Origin of the sequence: Streptomyces sp. NPDC007896 (genome assembly GCF_042959425.1) — a bacterium.
Classification (GTDB): Bacteria; Actinomycetota; Actinomycetes; order Streptomycetales; family Streptomycetaceae; genus Streptomyces.
In genome coordinates this window covers 36833-52612 of the sequence record NZ_JBIBKX010000018.1, presented here as the reverse complement: position 1 = coordinate 52612, position 15780 = coordinate 36833, and the positions used below count along the sequence as shown (strand labels likewise).

General features: G+C 69.6%; 14 protein-coding genes. 4 read left to right on the top strand and 10 right to left on the bottom strand.

What is annotated here, in order from left to right:
- The first annotated feature begins 94 nt into the window (after positions 1 to 94).
- Positions 95 to 493, top strand: coding sequence for an OB-fold nucleic acid binding domain-containing protein (locus tag ACFZDJ_RS42505; RefSeq protein WP_079090087.1), 399 nt, complete (start codon positions 95 to 97; stop codon positions 491 to 493).
- 3 nt (positions 494 to 496) lie between these two features.
- Positions 497 to 1264 carry a DUF3159 domain-containing protein gene (locus ACFZDJ_RS42500; protein ID WP_391067383.1) on the top strand — a complete coding sequence of 256 codons (768 nt, stop codon included), beginning with the start codon at positions 497 to 499 and terminating at the stop codon, positions 1262 to 1264.
- Between the two features lie 128 nt (positions 1265 to 1392).
- Here the strand turns inward: ACFZDJ_RS42500 and ACFZDJ_RS42495 are convergent, their stop codons facing one another.
- Together ACFZDJ_RS42495 and ACFZDJ_RS42490 are read right to left on the bottom strand one after the other, a co-directional pair.
- Positions 1393 to 2070, bottom strand: a complete 678-nt coding sequence (locus ACFZDJ_RS42495; protein WP_054237132.1) for a TrkA family potassium uptake protein — start codon at positions 2068 to 2070, stop codon at positions 1393 to 1395.
- Positions 2070 to 2741 carry a TrkA family potassium uptake protein gene (locus tag ACFZDJ_RS42490; protein WP_054237133.1) on the bottom strand — a complete coding sequence of 224 codons (672 nt, stop codon included), beginning with the start codon at positions 2739 to 2741 and terminating at the stop codon, positions 2070 to 2072. Before ACFZDJ_RS42490 ends, ACFZDJ_RS42495 begins: the two co-directional genes overlap by 1 nt.
- Before the next feature lie 381 nt (positions 2742 to 3122).
- On the opposite strand from ACFZDJ_RS42490, the gene ACFZDJ_RS42485 reads away from it, so the two are divergent.
- Entirely contained in the window at positions 3123 to 5174 is a 2052-nt protein-coding gene (locus ACFZDJ_RS42485) for an APC family permease (RefSeq protein ID WP_190172397.1), read from the top strand.
- Positions 5175 to 5313: 139 nt separating this feature from the next.
- A complete protein-coding gene (locus ACFZDJ_RS42480) occupies positions 5314 to 6642 on the top strand; it encodes a TRAM domain-containing protein (protein WP_391067381.1) in 1329 nt (442 codons plus the stop codon).
- Between the two features lie 27 nt (positions 6643 to 6669).
- On the opposite strand, the gene ACFZDJ_RS42475 is transcribed toward ACFZDJ_RS42480, so the two are convergent.
- The 8 genes from ACFZDJ_RS42475 to ACFZDJ_RS42440 form a co-directional block, all read right to left on the bottom strand.
- Positions 6670 to 7068 carry a MarR family transcriptional regulator gene (locus ACFZDJ_RS42475; RefSeq protein WP_390936299.1) on the bottom strand — a complete coding sequence of 133 codons (399 nt, stop codon included), beginning with the start codon at positions 7066 to 7068 and terminating at the stop codon, positions 6670 to 6672.
- A 153-nt stretch (positions 7069 to 7221) separates the two neighbouring features.
- On the bottom strand, positions 7222 to 9210 hold the full coding sequence (locus ACFZDJ_RS42470; protein WP_391067378.1) for an acetoacetate--CoA ligase: 1989 nt from the start codon (positions 9208 to 9210) through the stop codon (positions 7222 to 7224).
- Between the two features lie 38 nt (positions 9211 to 9248).
- The gene (locus ACFZDJ_RS42465; protein WP_391067375.1) at positions 9249 to 9839 is read right to left on the bottom strand and encodes an alpha/beta hydrolase; all 591 of its coding nucleotides are present in this window, start codon (positions 9837 to 9839) and stop codon (positions 9249 to 9251) included.
- Entirely contained in the window at positions 9836 to 11119 is a 1284-nt protein-coding gene (locus ACFZDJ_RS42460; protein WP_390936293.1) for an MFS transporter, read from the bottom strand. The genes ACFZDJ_RS42465 and ACFZDJ_RS42460 overlap by 4 nt, the downstream gene beginning before the upstream one ends.
- 98 nt (positions 11120 to 11217) lie before the next feature.
- Positions 11218 to 12132 carry a TauD/TfdA family dioxygenase gene (locus tag ACFZDJ_RS42455; protein ID WP_054237141.1) on the bottom strand — a complete coding sequence of 305 codons (915 nt, stop codon included), beginning with the start codon at positions 12130 to 12132 and terminating at the stop codon, positions 11218 to 11220.
- Between the two features lie 47 nt (positions 12133 to 12179).
- Positions 12180 to 13154 carry a quinone oxidoreductase gene (locus ACFZDJ_RS42450; protein ID WP_054237142.1) on the bottom strand — a complete coding sequence of 325 codons (975 nt, stop codon included), beginning with the start codon at positions 13152 to 13154 and terminating at the stop codon, positions 12180 to 12182.
- A gap of 155 nt (positions 13155 to 13309) precedes the next feature.
- The gene (locus tag ACFZDJ_RS42445; RefSeq protein WP_391067372.1) at positions 13310 to 14362 is read right to left on the bottom strand and encodes a 3-keto-5-aminohexanoate cleavage protein; all 1053 of its coding nucleotides are present in this window, start codon (positions 14360 to 14362) and stop codon (positions 13310 to 13312) included.
- A 345-nt stretch (positions 14363 to 14707) separates the two neighbouring features.
- Positions 14708 to 15727, bottom strand: coding sequence for an AraC family transcriptional regulator (locus ACFZDJ_RS42440; RefSeq protein ID WP_054237144.1), 1020 nt, complete (start codon positions 15725 to 15727; stop codon positions 14708 to 14710).
- Between the last annotated feature and the right edge of the window lie 53 nt (positions 15728 to 15780).

The window sequence follows — 15780 nt, the reverse complement described above, 5'->3', positions numbered from 1 at the left end:
CAAGCAGGGACGCAGAAAGGGCACGGGTGCGCGAAAGAGCACTGGTGGGCGCACTCGTTCATGCGACGTCAGCGCTCCCCGGTACGCTTTCGGTATGAGTGCTGTTCCTCGTTCCGAAAAGCCGGCGGGCCGGTTCCGGCGCATGATCGACCGGCTCTCCTCGTCCCAGGAGGACCTGGAGTCCGAGGAGCTGCGCGAGGACTCCGAGACCGCGGGCTGTACGCGGATCGGTGACTGCCACGACCGACAGATCGTCACGGTTACTGGTACCTTGCGCACGGTCACTCTGCGCCCACGGGCCGGAGTCCCGGCCCTGGAGGCCGAGCTGTTCGACGGTTCGGCCGCCCTGGACGTGGTCTGGCTCGGCAGACGCTCCATCGTGGGCATAGAACCGGGACGCAAGTTGATCGCCTCGGGCCGGATTTCGATGAGCCGGGGCCGTAGGGTGCTGTTCAATCCGAAGTACGAACTCAGACCCCTTGGACGGGAGTAGCCGGTGACGTCGCTCGACAAGCCGACCGAAGACGCCCAGGCCGCCCAGCAGAATGCGCGGGCGGTGACCGAGGCCGCACTCTTCGAGGCGTTCGGCGGCGTGCGGGGCATGGTCGAGACGGTGGTGCCCGGCCTGCTCTTCGTCACCATCTTCACGATCAACAAGAACCTGCACTGGTCGGCGATCGCCGCCCTCGGGGTGTCCCTGCTGCTGGTCGTGGTCCGCCTCGCGATGCGCGACACCGTCAAGCACGCCTTCAGCGGCGTCTTCGGCGTCGCCTTCGGTGTGGTCTTCGCGATGATGACGGGCAACGCCAAGGACTTCTATCTGCCGGGCATGCTCTACACGCTCGGCCTGGCCATCGCGTACATCGTCACGACCCTCGCGGGCGTGCCTCTGATCGGTCTGATCCTCGGCCCGGTCTTCAAGGAGAACCTCTCCTGGCGCACCCGCAACCCCGGCCGCAAGAAGGCGTACGCGAAGGCCAGTTGGGCCTGGGGCCTGATCCTGCTCGCCAAGTGTGCGATCCTCTTCCCGCTCTACTGGTGGGCCAACACCGCGCAACTGGGCTGGATCCTGATCGCGTTGAAGATCCCGCCCTTCCTGCTTGCCGTCTGGCTCACCTGGGTGTTCCTGGCAAAGGCCCCTGCCCCCATCGACGTGTTCGCCGAGATGGAGGCGGAGGAGCAGGCCGAGAAGGAGCGCAAGGCCGCCCGCGCGAACGAGTCCGGTGACGAGGCCACGGCCGGCCGTCACCGCCGCGACGCGTAGCGGTTTCCCGTACGACGTAGTTCCCGGTACCTCGTGGTTCCCGGTAGCACGTAGTTCCCCGTACGACGTCGGGGGCGCCCGGAGATCTCCGGGCGCCCCCGACGTCGTATCGCAGCTGTCGGAGCCGACTAGCTCGTCGCGTCGTCGCGGCGGACCGAGAGCAGGTCCTCGAGCTGTTCCTCGCGGGCCTGGGCGGCGACGAAGAGGAGCTCGTCGCCCGCCTCCAGGGAGTCCTCCTGGGAGGGCGTGAGGACGCGGGTGCCGCGGATGATCGTGACCAGGGAGGTGTCCTCGGGCCACTCCACGTCACCGACCTGCGTGCCGGCCAGGGCCGACTCCGGCGGGAGGGTCAGCTCGACCAGGTTCGCGTCGCCGTGGCTGAAGCGCAGCAGCCGGACCAGGTCGCCGACGCTCACCGCCTCCTCGACCAGGGCCGACATCAGACGCGGGGTGGAGACCGCCACGTCCACGCCCCAGGCCTCGTTGAACAGCCACTCGTTCTTGGGGTTGTTCACACGGGCGACGACGCGCGGGACGCCGTACTCGGTCTTCGCGAGCAGCGAGACGACCAGGTTGACCTTGTCGTCACCGGTGGCCGCGATGACCACGTTGCAGCGCTGCAGCGCCGCCTCGTCCAGCGAGGTGATCTCGCAGGCGTCGGCGAGCAGCCACTCCGCCTGCGGGACGCGCTCGACCGAGATGGCGGTCGGCGCCTTGTCGATCAGCAGAATCTCGTGCCCGTTCTCCAGGAGCTCGCCCGCGATGGAGCGACCGACGGCACCGGCACCGGCAATGGCGACCCTCATCAGTGACCGCTCTCCTCTTCGGGGCCCTCGGCGAACGACGCCTCGACCTTCTCGACGTCGTCCGTGCGCATCATCACGTGCACGAGGTCGCCCTCCTGCAGCACCGTCTGCGAGGTGGGCAGGATCGCCTCGCCCAGTCGCGTGAGGAAGGCCACACGCACCCCGGTCTCGTCCTGGAGGCGGCTGATCTTGTGGCCGACCCAGGCGGCGGAGGCGTGCACCTCGGCGAGCTGCACCCCGCCGGTGGGGTCGCGCCACAGCGGCTCGGCACCCGAGGGGAGCAGCCGCCGCAGCATCTGGTCGGCCGTCCAGCGGACGGTGGCGACGGTCGGGATGCCCAGGCGCTGGTAGACCTCGGCGCGGCGCGGGTCGTAGATGCGTGCCGCGACGTTCTCGATGCCGAACATCTCGCGGGCCACCCGGGCGGCGATGATGTTCGAGTTGTCACCGCTGGAGACAGCGGCGAAGGCGCCGGCCTCCTCGATGCCCGCTTCGCGCAGGGTGTCCTGGTCGAAGCCGACTCCGGTGACACGACGGCCGCCGAAGCCGGAGCCCAGTCGTCGGAAGGCGGTGGGGTCCTGATCGATCACAGCGACCGTGTGCCCCTGTTGCTCCAGGGTCTGGGCCAAAGCGGAACCCACTCTTCCGCAGCCCATGATGACGATGTGCACGACCGTCCTTCCGAATGTAAATGGTTACGGCTCAGGCTAAACAGGGTCTCAGACCGCCGCCCAAGCTACACACGCGCGGTCGATCAGGGGCACCCCTGTGCACGTTCGCCCGCGCGTTCCCGGCGATCAGCGGCGGTTGAAGCTGCGCACGCTGAGAAGAGTCAGGATTCCGAGGCCGACGAGTCCTGCGGTGGCGCCGATGAGCTCAGCGGTCGCGTGCATGGAACCTCCATAGTGGGATAAACAGGGGCTTTGTCATATAGGCATGCGGAAGTGTGCGGCCGCGGAATCCGCAACGGAGCCCCTCCCCGTTTTCACTCGGAGAGCAGATGTCGAGCGGCGGGTGGGCGACCCCCCGTTCGAACGCTTACGATCCTCTGCGTGTCCAAACTGACCGACGTGCCCAAACGGATCCTGATCGGGCGCGCACTGCGCAGTGATCGGCTGGGGGAAACCCTCCTGCCGAAGCGCATCGCACTCCCCGTCTTCGCATCCGACCCGCTCTCCTCCGTGGCCTACGCACCCGGGGAAGTGCTTCTGGTCCTCTCCATCGCGGGCGTGTCGGCCTACCACTTCAGCCCCTGGATCGCGCTCGCGGTCGTCGTGCTGATGTTCACGGTGGTCGCTTCCTACCGGCAGAACGTGCACGCCTACCCCAGTGGTGGCGGCGACTACGAGGTGGCCAACACCAACCTCGGCCCCAGGGCCGGCCTCACCGTCGCCAGCGCGCTGCTCGTCGACTACGTCCTCACCGTCGCCGTGTCGATCTCGTCCGGCATCGAGAACCTCGGCTCCGCCGTCCCCTTCGTCGTCGAGCACAAGGTGCTGTGCGCCGTCGTCGTCATCGTGCTGCTCACGCTGATGAACCTGCGCGGAGTGAAGGAGTCCGGAAAGCTCTTCGCGATTCCGACGTACGTCTTCGTCGCGGGCGTCTTCATCATGATCGCGTGGGGCGCCTTCCGTGGGCTCGTCCTGAACGACACCATGCGCGCGCCGACCGCCGACTACCACATCAAGGCCGAGCACCAGGGGCTCGCGGGCTTCGCGCTCGTCTTCCTGCTGCTGCGCGCCTTCTCCTCCGGCTGCGCGGCGCTCACCGGCGTCGAGGCCATCTCCAACGGCGTCCCCGCCTTCCGCAAGCCCAAGTCGAAGAACGCCGCGACCACTCTCGCGGCGATGGGCCTGCTGGCCGTCACCATGTTCTGCGGCATCATCGCCCTGGCCATGTCGACCAAGGTCCGGATGGCCGAGAACCCGGCCACCGACCTGATCCACAACGGCGTGCCGATCGGCTCCGGCTACGTCCAGAACCCGGTGATCTCGCAGGTCGCCGAGGCGGTTTTCGGCAAGGGCAGCTTCCTGTTCATCGTGCTCGCCGCCGCCACCGCGCTGGTCCTGTTCCTCGCGGCCAACACCGCGTACAACGGCTTCCCGCTGCTCGGCTCGATCCTCGCCCAGGACCGCTATCTGCCGCGCCAGCTGCACACCCGCGGCGACCGCCTCGCCTTCTCGAACGGCATCGTCCTGCTCGCGGGCGCGGCCACGCTCCTGGTCGTCATCTACGGCGCCGACTCGACCCGGCTGATCCAGCTCTACATCGTCGGCGTCTTCGTCTCCTTCACGCTCAGCCAGACCGGCATGGTCCGGCACTGGAACCGCCACCTGCGCACCGAGAAGGACCCGGCCAAGCGCAGCCACATGATCCGCTCCCGCGCGATCAACGCCTTCGGCGCCTTCTTCACCGGCCTGGTGCTGGTCGTCGTCCTCGTCACCAAGTTCACGCACGGCGCCTGGGTCGCCCTGCTCGGCATGGTGATCTTCTACGCGACGATGAGCGCGATCCGTAAGCACTACGACCGCGTCGCCGAGGAGATCGCCGCCCCCGAGGGGCCCTCCGACGACAGCGTCCGCCCCTCCCGGGTCCACTCCGTGGTCCTGATCTCCAAGATCCACCGCCCGACCCTGCGTGCCCTCGCCTACGCCAAGCTGATGCGCTCCGACACCCTCGAGGCGCTCAGCGTCAACGTCGACCCGGCCGAGACCAAGGCACTGCGCGAGGAGTGGGAGCGGCGCGGCATCGACGTACCGCTGAAGGTCCTCGACTCGCCGTACCGCGAGATCACCCGGCCCGTCATCGAGTACGTGAAGGGCCTGCGCCGGGAGTCCCCGCGCGACGCGGTCTCGGTCATCATCCCCGAGTACGTGGTCGGCCACTGGTACGAGCACCTGCTGCACAACCAGAGCGCGCTGCGGCTCAAGGGCCGGCTGCTGTTCACGCCCGGTGTGATGGTCACCTCAGTGCCCTACCAGCTGGAGTCCTCGGAGGTCGCGAGGAACCGGGCCCGCAAGCGGCAGGAGTGGAACGCGCCGGGTGCGGTGCGCCGTGGTCCGGCGGAGGAGCGCCCGAAGGAGTCCTCGAACACCAAGGGCTGACGGCCTTGCGACCGCGAGGGCCGACGGCTTCGTGGTGAGCGGCCGGGCAACGTCCACGTAGACTGGTGGGCTGTTGTCCGGCCGTTCGCGGTTCCGCGACCCCTTCCTCATCCCCTTTCGCATCTGGAGTCACCCCGCCATGCAGGCAGAACCGAAGAAATCGCTGGTGGGGGAGGAGTACGAGGTCGAGATCGGCCCCGTGGCCCATGGCGGGCACTGCATCGCCCGTACGGCCGAGGGCCAGGTCCTCTTCGTCCGGCACGCCCTGCCCGGCGAGCGCGTCGTCGCGCGTGTCACGGAGGGCGAGGAGGGCGCGCGCTTCCTGCGCGCGGACGCGGTGACGATCCTCTCGGCGTCCAAGGACCGCGTCGAAGCCCCCTGCCCCTACGCCGGCCCCGGACGGTGCGGTGGCTGCGACTGGCAGCACGCCAAGCCGGGCGCGCAGCGCCGCCTCAAGGGCGAGGTCATCGCCGAGCAGCTGCAGCGGCTCGCGGGCCTCACGCCCGAGGAGGCGGGCTGGGACGGCACGGTGATGCCCGCCGAGGGCGACAAGCTGCCCGCCGGCGAGGTCCCGGCCTGGCGCACGCGCGTGCAGTACGCCGTGGACGCGGACGGCAACGCCGGACTGCGCCGCCACCGCTCGCACGAGGTCGAGCCGATCGAGCACTGCATGATCGCGGCGACGGGCGTGAGCGAACTCGGTATCGAGGAGCGCGACTGGTCCGGCATGGCCTCGGTCGACGCGATCGCCGCGATCGGCTCCCAGGACCGCATGGTCATCCTGGAGCCCCGCCCCGGCGCCCGACTGCCCCTCGTGGAGCTCGACAAGCCCGTCTCCGTGATGCGCGTCGAGGAGCACGACGGCGGCATCCACCGCGTCCACGGCCGCGCGTTCGTGCGCGAGCGGGCCGACGGCCGTACGTACCGCGTCGGCAGCGGCGGCTTCTGGCAGGTCCACCCGATGGCGGCAGACACCCTGGTCAAGGCCGTCATGCAGGGCCTGATGCCGCGCAAGGGCGAGATGGCGCTCGACCTGTACTGCGGCGTCGGCCTCTTCGCGGGCGCCCTCGCGGACCGCCTCGGCGACAAGGGCGCGGTCCTCGGCATCGAGTCCGGCAAGCGCGCGGTCGAGGACGCCCGGCACAACCTCGCCGCCTTCGAGCGGGTCCGCATCGAACAGGGCAAGGTCGAGTCGGTCCTCCCGCGCACCGGCATCACCGAGGTCGACCTGATCGTCCTCGACCCGCCCCGCGCCGGCGCCGGCAAGAAGACGGTCGAGCAACTCTCCTCCCTGGGCGCCCGCCGCATCGCGTACGTCGCCTGCGACCCGGCGGCGCTCGCCCGCGACCTCGGGTACTTCCGCGACGGCGGGTACAAGGTACGGACGCTGCGGGCGTTCGATCTCTTTCCGATGACGCATCACGTGGAGTGCGTCGCGATCCTTGAGCCCGCTGAAAAGGGCCTCTGACCACTCTGACGCGTAAATAGGCGCAGGTCAGGGCGGTGGTGGGCTGGTCTGGGTGCCCGGTGACCGTTGTGGTCGCCGGGCTGCTTCGCTGTGTCGGGCGGCGGAATCGCGCAAGGTGGCGAGGGCGGGCGCGAGGTGGGCGAGCGCGCTCTGGGAGAGGGGTTTGCGCAGGTGGGTGTCGAGTTCTCGGTCGAACACGGAGCTGGCGGTCTCCAGCAGCCGCTTGCCGCTGGGGGAGAGGTCGACGAGTGAGGAGCGCCGGTCCGCTGGGTTGGGACGGCGCAGACAGTGGCCCAGTTTCTCCAGTCGGTCGACGGCCTGGCTCGCTCCGCCGACCGTGATCGCCAGTGCGCCTGCGATGTCCTGCACGCGGCAGGAGGGCGTGGTCGAGACGGCCAGCAGCACGCTCAGGCTCCCCAGGGGCACCCCGCACTCCTGGCGCAGGCGCGCGTCCAGCGTGTTCCATAAGATCGCCCGTATGCAGCCCGCCAGTTCCGCGTCCCGGCGTTGGTGCTCGGTGCGGCTGTCGGCGGCGGCGTTGCGAGGCAGCCGGTATCGCTGCGGCGGGTGCCAGTGCGCTCACCTGTCCGGCGCCGAACGGGCCGCGAAGTCCGCGAACCAGGCGAGCATCTCGGAGTGGGTGACTGATCCTTCGCTGCTGACGTCGATGACAGGGGAACCCTGCAGGATGCGCTTGACGGGTACTTCGAGCTTCTTGCCGGTGAGCGTGCGCGGGACGGCGGGGATCGGCACGATCACGTCGGGCACGTGGCGCGGGGACAATCGGCGTTTGATGACTGTGGCGATGTGCTCGCGCAGCGCGTCGTCGAGGGCGATGCCGCCTGCCGTCACGACGAAGAGTGGCATGAAGTAGCCGCCGTCCGGCTGTTCTACACCGATGACGAGGCTGTCGGCGACTTCGGGGAGCTGTTCGACGACGGCGTAGATGTCGGCGGAGCCCATCCGTACGCCCATGCGGTTGAGGGTGGAGTCGGAGCGGCCGGCGACGACGACCGACAGGTCTTCGTCGACGGTGACCCAGTCGCCGTGCCGCCAGATGCCGGGGTAGGTGTCGAAGTAGCTGGCCCGGTAGCGGGCGCCGTCGGGGTCGCCGACGAAGCGGAGGGGCATGGACGGCAGCGGCGCGGTCACCACCAACTCGCCCTGTTCACCTGTCAGGGGGAGCCCGTCGGGATCCCACGAGGCCAGCGCGACGCCGAGCGAGGGGCATGGGATACGGCCCACGCGTACGGGCAGCAGGGCAGAACCGCCGGCGAGCACCGAGCAGACGTCGGTACCGCCACAGATCGATTGCAGCCAGACGTTCGGTGCGAGCCGGTCGTAGACCCAACGCCATGTGCTGGGCGGTAGGGACGATCCGGTCTGGAGTATGGAGCGCAGCCGTCCGAGACCGAACTCGGCCACGGGATGCGTATCCGATTTCTCCACGGCGGCGAGATAGGCCGCGCCCACGCCGACCATGGTGGCGCCGGTCTGTTCGGCGATCCGCCAGGCCCCGTTGACGTCCGGAAAGGTGGGGCTGCCGTCGTACAGGATGATCGTGCTGCCATGCAGCAGGCCGCCGACCAGGAAGTTCCAGACCATCCAGCTCGTGGAGGTGAGGAAGAGGTAGCGGTCGGCGGCGCGCAGATCCGAGCCCAGGCCGAGTGCCTTGAGCAGTTCGACCACGATGCCGCCGTGACCTTGAACGATCCCCTTGGGTACTCCGGTGGTCCCCGATGACCACAGGATCCACAACGGGTGGTCGAAGGGCACGTCGGCGAATTCCAGTGGCGATTCGGCGGCCGGCAGCGCGGACCAGACGTGCTGTTCGATCCCGGGCCGCGCCGACCACGGCTCGGTCGGGGGCGTGAAGAGGTTGTCGACCGCGAGGATGTGACGGAGGGTGGGAAGCCCGTCCGCGAGCTCGGCGACCTGCGGGCGTCTGTCGTACGTCTTGCCGCCGTAGCGGTATCCGTCCGCGGCCACCAGGACGGCCGGCCGCGCCTGCCGCAGGCGGGCGAGCACGCTGGGCGTGCCGAAGTCCGGTGAGCACGCTGTCCACACGGCGCCGACGGCGGCCGTGGCCAGCAGGGCGACGACGGCCTGCGGGAGGTTGGGAAGGTATCCGGCCACGCAGTCGCCGGGCCCCACGCCCATCCGGCGCAGGGCCGCCGCGACGTCCCCGACCTGGATGCGCAGTTCCTGCCACGCGGTCTCCACGGGCAGGCCACCCTCGGTCACGCCGACCAGCGCCGGGCGGGCGTCAGTGGCCTGGGCGAAGCACCGCTCGGCGAAGTTCAGCCGGGCGCCGGGAAACCACTTGGCGCCCGGCATCGACGCATCGCCCAGTACCTCGTCGTACTGGGTGACCGCGTCCAGCCCGTAGAACTCCCACACCGCCGACCAGAAGCCGGGCAGGTCGGTGGAGCTCCACCGCCACAGCTCGGCGTAGTCGGAGAAGTGCAGCCCCCGCACCTCGCTCACCCATTCCATGAAGCAGGCGACGTTGGAGTCCTCCAGCTCACGGTGAGTGGGAGACCACAGCAGGTCGGAGTCGGTGTTCATCGTTGCCTTTCGCGGGGGCTGCATGGGGGGGGCGGGGCTCAGCCGAGCCCGGTTTCGATTTCGAGTTCGCTGAGCAGTTCGTCCGCGCGCGGCCAGGGGCCGTAGCCGGAGGCGGGGTTGAGGTGGCCGACCTCGCCGAGTTCCACCAGGCGTCCGCCCCAGCTGCGGGCCAGCTCGGCTACGCTCTCGACGCTGCCCAGGGGGTCGTTCGAGCTGGCCGCGACGATGGTGGGGAAGGGCAGCGGCGAGCGGGGCACCGGTGTCCAGCCGTTCTCGTCGAGCACCTCGGGAGTGGGGTAGCCCTCTGGCAGCGGTTTCTCGAAGTCCGGCGGCGTCACCAGCAGCGCCCCCTGTACCTGGGTTTCGTGCCACTGGGCCCAGTGGACGGTGGTGATCACACCGGCGCTGTGGGCGACCAGCACGACGGGCCCCGCGATCTCCGTGATCACCTTGTCCAGTGCGGCCACACGGGCCTCGCGGCTGAGCTGGTCCTGCGTCAGCGGGGGAACTGTGCGGACGGTACGCCCGCTCTCGGCGAGCCGGTTGGCCAGCAGGGTCTGCCAGTGCTTTTCGACGTGGTCGCGCAGGCCGGGAACGATCACGAGGACCGCCTCGGTGGTACGGCTCATGAGGACGGCTCCGGTTCCTTGGGCCGCGCCACGGGGGCGAGCCCGGTCAGGCGGCGCAGATCACGGTCGTAGTAGCGGCGGCCGATCAGGAATGCCACGGTGGCCGCGAGCGCCGTCAGCGGGACGATCCGCAGCGCGCCGAGCAGGCCCATGCTGTCCGCGAGCGCGCCGGTGGCCGCGGGCCCGGGAGCCAGTCCGAGCAGGCTGTTGGCCAGAGTGAGCGTGGCGAAGGCCGTCGCGGAGATGGACGCGGGGGTCAGATTGGCCACCATGGCGGCGGCGGGACCGGCCGTCCCGGCCGACAGCAGGGCTCCGGCCGCCAGCGCCAGCAACTGCGGCGGGCCGGCCGGCAGCCGGAACGCGGCCATGAGCAGGACGAACGAGCCGATGCTGCAGGCGATGGCGACGGCCCACTTCCGGATGGGGAACGCCCGCGCGATCCGGTCCGAGGCGATCCCGCCGGCAATCATGCCTATGCCGATGATCAGGACGAAGACTCCGGCGGTCGCGCCGGCCTTCGCGGTGGGCATGTCGTAGTAGCGGTTGAAGTAGCTGGGCAGCCAGGCCATGAGCGCGGCGGCGATGAACAGCTGGAGTCCGCTGCCGACGTAGGCGCTGATCACCGAGACCGAGGAGAACAGCTGCGGCAGGAGCGTGCGCAGGCCGCCGCGTCGGCCGGCGTCGCTCTTGACGTCGGAGGAACTCGCCTGCGGCGCCAGCCTCTTCTCCGTGACCACGCAGCCGTAGACCGCGGCCAGCACGAGGCCGAAGATGCCCATGGCACCGAACGCCCAGCGCCAGCCGAACTGCTGGGCCAGGGCACCGCCGACCGACACGCCCAGCACCGAGCCGAAGGCCCCGCCTGCGATGAAGGCACCGGAGAGAGTGGCCCGCAGGGTGAGCGGGAAGACGCTCAGGACGACGGCGATGCCGACGCTGCCGTATGCCGCCTCACCGATGCCGACGAAGAGGCGGCCGGTGAACATCTGGCCGTAGCTCGCCGACACCGCGCAGCCGAGGGTGGCCACGCTCCACAGCGTCGCCGCGAGCAGCAGGCTCCGCACTCTGCCCCAGCGGTCGGCCATGAGCGACATGGGGAAGGTGAGCAGGCCGACCATGAGGGCCACGATGCCGCTGAGCGAGCCCAGCCGGGCGTCGGAGAGCAGCCATTCGGCCTTCAGCATCGGGAAGACGGCGTTGAGCACCTGCCGGGACATGTAGTCGGACAGCAGCAGGCCGAAACTCAGGGCGAAGACCACCCAGGCATAGCGTCGGGACACGGGCCATCCGGACGAGACCTTCGTCTCTGTGTCCGGGATGGGCTCAGCAGTGGTGTGCAACTCCATTGTCATCACCTCACGTGCTTCTGAAGGAATGGTCAGAACGGTCTGTCGCCGACGATCCCGGCGCGCTCCATACGGCGGACGGCGGGCCAGTAGTCCTGGACGGCGTAGTGCTGGGTGGAGCGGTTGTCCCAGATGGCGACGCTGTTCGGCGTCCAGCGCCAGCGCACCTGGTACTCGGGGATCGCGGCCTGGCTGATCAGGTAGTTCAGCAGCAGGCCCGCACCGGGGGCGAAGTCCTGCCCGAAGCGCACGTTCTCGGGCGTGTGGTAGTTGACGAAGTGCGTGGTGAAGGCGTTGACGAAGAGGATCTGCTCGCCGGTCTCGGGGTGGGTGCGCACCACCGGGTGCTCCGCGTCGGGGAACTGTGCCTTCAGCGCGTGACGCTTCTCCTGCGGCATGACGGCGCCGAAGGTGGCCTCGATGCTGTGCCGCGCCCGCAGCCCCTGGATCAGGGTCTTGGTGTGCTCCGGCAGTCGGCGGTGGGCCTCGGCCATGTTGACCCAGATCGTGTCGCCGCCCACCGGGGGCGACACGACGCAGCGCAGTACGGCGCCCATGGACGGGTTCGCACGCCAGGTGCCGTCGGTGTGCAGCGCGTTCTCGTAGTGCTCCGGCGCGCTGTCCAGGTCCTTGTAGATGCGTACCAGGCCGGGGTGGTCGGGGTCGCTGCCGGCCACCGGGTGGTCCTCCAGCGGGCCGAAGCGCTCGGCGAAGGCGACGTGTTCGGCGCGCGTGATGTCCTGGTCCCGCAGGAACAGGACCTTGTACTGCAGGAGCAGGGCCTTGATCTCGGCGAACAGGTCGTCGTCGCGCGAGGCGTCGCCGAGGTTCACGCCGGCGAGTTCGGCGCCGATGGTGCAGGTCAGTGGTTCGACCTTGATCGAGCCGCGGGAGTGGGCGCGCACCAACGCGGGCGCGCCCTGCGCAGCAGCGAGAGTCTTTTCCATGGTGCTTCCTCCTGGAGAGGGTGGTGATGCGCGTGATCCAGCGGGACTCAGAGGACGAAGACGGACGAACCCGTGGTCCGTCCCCCCTCCAGCTCGCGGTGCGCCTGTACGGCGTCCTCGAGCGCGTACCGCTGGTTGATCTCGATGGCGATGCGTCCGGAGGCGACGTGGTCGAAGAGCTCGCCCGCGAGCTCTGCCCGCTCCGCGGGGTCGGCGATGTAGTCGGCGAGCGCCGGCCGGGTGACGAACAGGGAGCCCTTGACGGCCAGTTGCATGGCGTCGATGGGAGGGACCGGTCCGGAGGCCGTACCGAAGCAGACCAGCAGACCGCGGCGCCGGAGCGAGGCCAGCGAGGCGGCGTAGGTGGTCTGGCCGACGCTGTCGAAGGCGACCGGGACCCCGGCGCCGTCGGTCAGTTCGCGCACCCGCTCGGCCACGTTCTCGCGCTGGTAGTGGATGACGTGGTCGCAGCCGTGGGCGCGGGCGAGCTCGGCCTTCTCCTCGGTGGAGACGGTGCCGATGACGGTCAGCCCGAGCAGCTTGGCCCACTGGCAGACGATGAGGCCGACACCGCCCGCCGCCGCGGTCAGCAGGATCGTGTCCCCGGCCTTCAGCGGATGGATCCTGCGCAACAAGTAGGCGGAGGTGAGACCGCGCATGGTCATCGCGGCGGCGGTCTCGAAGCCGATGCCGTCGGGCAGCCGGATCAGGGAGTCGGCGGGCATGACCCGTTCCGTGCTGTGGGCACCGAGCGGGCTTCCGGTGTACGTGACCCGGTCGCCCTCGGCGACGTGGGTGACGCCCTCGCCCACCGCCTCGACCACACCCGCGGCCTCGACGCCCAGTCCGGCGGGCAGCGGCGCGGGATACAGGCCGCTGCGGAAGTAGGTGTCGGCGAAGTTGAGTCCTACGGCTTCGTGCCGGATCCGTACCTCGCCCGGGCCGGGGTCGCCGACGACGACCTCTTCCCAGCGCAGGACGTCGGGTCCGCCGGGCTCCTTGAAGCGAATGGCGTGAGCCATGGGTGTGCTCCGTTGTTCGTGGGAGGTGAGGAGGAGAGTTCGTGGGAGGAGAGGAGGGGGCCGCCGGTGCCGGGGGGTGTGGTCCCGGCGGCCCCGTGGGTGCGCGCGGATGCGCGGCGGCGCGGTGGCCCCGTGCCGTGATCGGACGTCGCGGATCAGACGTCGCGCAGCATGAAGCCGCGCTGACCGGCACGGCGGTTCGGCACCATGCCGAGGCGGGCCAGCGTCTCGTCGGCGCCCGAGTAGTACTTGCCGAGCTTGTAGATCTTCTTGGCCTCGGCGCCGGTCGCGATGTCGCGGCCGAGCGCCTCGGAGATCCGCACCATCTGCTCGACCTGCTCGACGGTGGTCATGCGCTCGCCCTTGCGCCGCCACAGGTTGTCCTCGTTGCCCACGCGCACGTGCACGCCGAGCGCGATGCCGATCGCGTTCATCGGCGCCACGGCCCGCATGGAGCTCTCGATGGTGAGGACGGCGCCGTCCGGGGTGCGGCGGACGAACTCGATCAGGTCGGCCGGGTGACGGCCCGCGAAACCGCCGCCGATGGCCACGTAGTTGAGGATCAGCGGACCGGTGTGGACACCGGCTCGGATGAGCCGCTCCACGGTTTCGAGCTGGGCCAGCGTGGCGAGCTGGAAGTGCGGCTGGATGCCGTTCGCGTGCAGGCGCTTGAGGTGCTCCAGGTAGAAGTCCGGGCCCGCCTCGACGACCATGTCGCGGTAGGCCCTGTAGTACTCGGGCTTCGCGATCGAGGTGCCCTCCAAGTCGTCGTCGGTCATGATCTCGACGATGTTCATCTGGCTGGTGTTGATCGCGATCGTCACCTGGTCCGGCGCGGGGGTGAGGTCGGCCAGCAGGTGGCGGGTGTCGTAGCTCAGCCACTTCGCCTCGCTGCCCTCGTCCTCCGGGGCGAACGAGATCGAGCCGCCGATCTGCAGAACCATGTCCGGCACGGCCTCACGCAGCAGGCCCAACAGCTCGTTGAACTTGGACATCCGCTTGGAGCCCTTGCCGTCGAGCTCGCGCACGTGGATGTGGAGCACGGTGGCGCCGGCGTTGTAGCAGTCGACGGCCGCCTGTACGTGCTCGTCCATGGTCAGGGGAAGGTCGTCGGCGTCCCCGGGAAGCCACTCCGGCCCGTAGGGAGCGGCCTGGATCACCAGCTTCTCCTGGTTCTCCGGGAGTAGTGAGTCGTCGTGGAAGTGCACGGTCCGTCTCCTTCGTCGGATCGGTGATCACTCGCCGGGGCATCGCCAAGTGCGATGCGAGGGCCTGGGATGTGCGGCGAGGATCGATGCGGGTCACCGGGGGAACAGCGGGCGCATGGGCAACCCCGGTACGCTCGGCCGGTCCGGAGGGAGCGTGCACAGGGGGAGTACCACGGCTCTCCTCCGGCGGCCGACCGCGTCTGTCTGCGGTGCTGCCAAGGTAGGGCCGCGTATCAGGCGCTGCTTGACGCTCAGGGACGGTTGACTTGTCATTTGGGGACATCGCCCCTGGCCGTGCAGCATGAGCCGGCACAGCACGGCCCGCCGTCGGCGCCGCTCGCGGTATCAGTCCCGGTCGGTCGGCCGTCGGCTCCCGCGGCTGCGCCACGCCCTCGGGCTGCACCCGAACTGCTCACGGAACCAGCGCGAGAACGCGCTCAGCGACGAGAAGCCCAGCAGGTCGGAGATCTCCGTCAGTGAGCGCCGCGGGTTCGCCACGAACTGCTCGGCGAGATGCCTGCGGGTGGCGTTGAGGAGCGAGGAGAACGTCTCGCCCGAGGAGGCCAGGTGCCGGTGGACGGTGCGCCGGTCGACCCCGAGGCTGCGTGCGACCTGCTCGATCGAGCAGCGCCCGGTCGGCAGCAGGACCTCGATCAGCTCTCGCACCCGGTCCGCGACCGTGGTGTCCCTGGGGACTGCGATCGCCTCGAAGTAGTGGCGGGCGTACTCCCGCAGAAGTGGGTCCGCCATCGCGTTGGGCGCGTCGAGGCCGTCGGCGTAGAAGACGATGCCGTCGAACTCGCGGCCGAACTCCACGATGGGGCCGAACACGCGCCGGTGCGTTCTGGCATCCGACGGGGCAGGGCGCCTGAACCATACGGAGAGCGGCTGCCACCGGGGGGGCAGGAACTCGCACAGGACCCGGTGGTAGGCGGCGACTGCCAGCTCCGTCGCCTGCCGGGCTTCCATCACCTCGCCGAGCCGCAGGTCGACCTTCAGCGTGGCCAGCCCGTTTCCCTCGGACAGTCGGGTGTGCAGGACCTCGTTGTACATGTGCTCATGCCGCATCAAGATCCCCAAAGCGCTCCGCACGTCGGGTTCCTCGCGGACGACCAGGCTGATGGGGCCGAGATTGGAAAAACGTCGGAACCCCGCGAGGAGCACTCCGAAGTCCTCGTGACCCGAGGCGGCCGCCGACAGTTCCAGCACCTGGACCGCGGCCGCGCCGGAGATCCACCGGTCCTGGACCGAGAGGGCGGCGGTGTCCAGCCCCACGCGCTTCATCAGCGCCTGCGGATCGATGCCGAGCGAGCGGCACAGTTCGACATACCCGCTGAGGGCTGCGGTGCGGACCAGGGGCCTCATGGGCACGCTCCAAGGCTGTGTCGCCGCTGTGTCCCGAGAAGATAAGTCTCATG

Bases quoted from the DNA above. Each gene is read 5' to 3' on its own strand.
- ACFZDJ_RS42495 (WP_054237132.1), bottom strand. From the start codon at position 2,070: ATGAGGGTCGCCATTGCCGGTGCCGGTGCCGTCGGTCGCTCCATCGCG.
- ACFZDJ_RS42480 (WP_391067381.1), top strand. From the start codon at position 5,314: ATGCAGGCAGAACCGAAGAAATCGCTGGTGGGGGAGGAGTACGAGGTC.
- ACFZDJ_RS42465 (WP_391067375.1), bottom strand. From the start codon at position 9,839: ATGAGCCGTACCACCGAGGCGGTCCTCGTGATCGTTCCCGGCCTGCGC.
- ACFZDJ_RS42470 (WP_391067378.1), bottom strand. From the start codon at position 9,210: ATGAACACCGACTCCGACCTGCTGTGGTCTCCCACTCACCGTGAGCTG.
- ACFZDJ_RS42455 (WP_054237141.1), bottom strand. From the start codon at position 12,132: ATGGAAAAGACTCTCGCTGCTGCGCAGGGCGCGCCCGCGTTGGTGCGC.
- ACFZDJ_RS42505 (WP_079090087.1), top strand. From the start codon at position 95: ATGAGTGCTGTTCCTCGTTCCGAAAAGCCGGCGGGCCGGTTCCGGCGC.
- ACFZDJ_RS42440 (WP_054237144.1), bottom strand. From the start codon at position 15,727: ATGAGGCCCCTGGTCCGCACCGCAGCCCTCAGCGGGTATGTCGAACTG.
- ACFZDJ_RS42450 (WP_054237142.1), bottom strand. From the start codon at position 13,154: ATGGCTCACGCCATTCGCTTCAAGGAGCCCGGCGGACCCGACGTCCTG.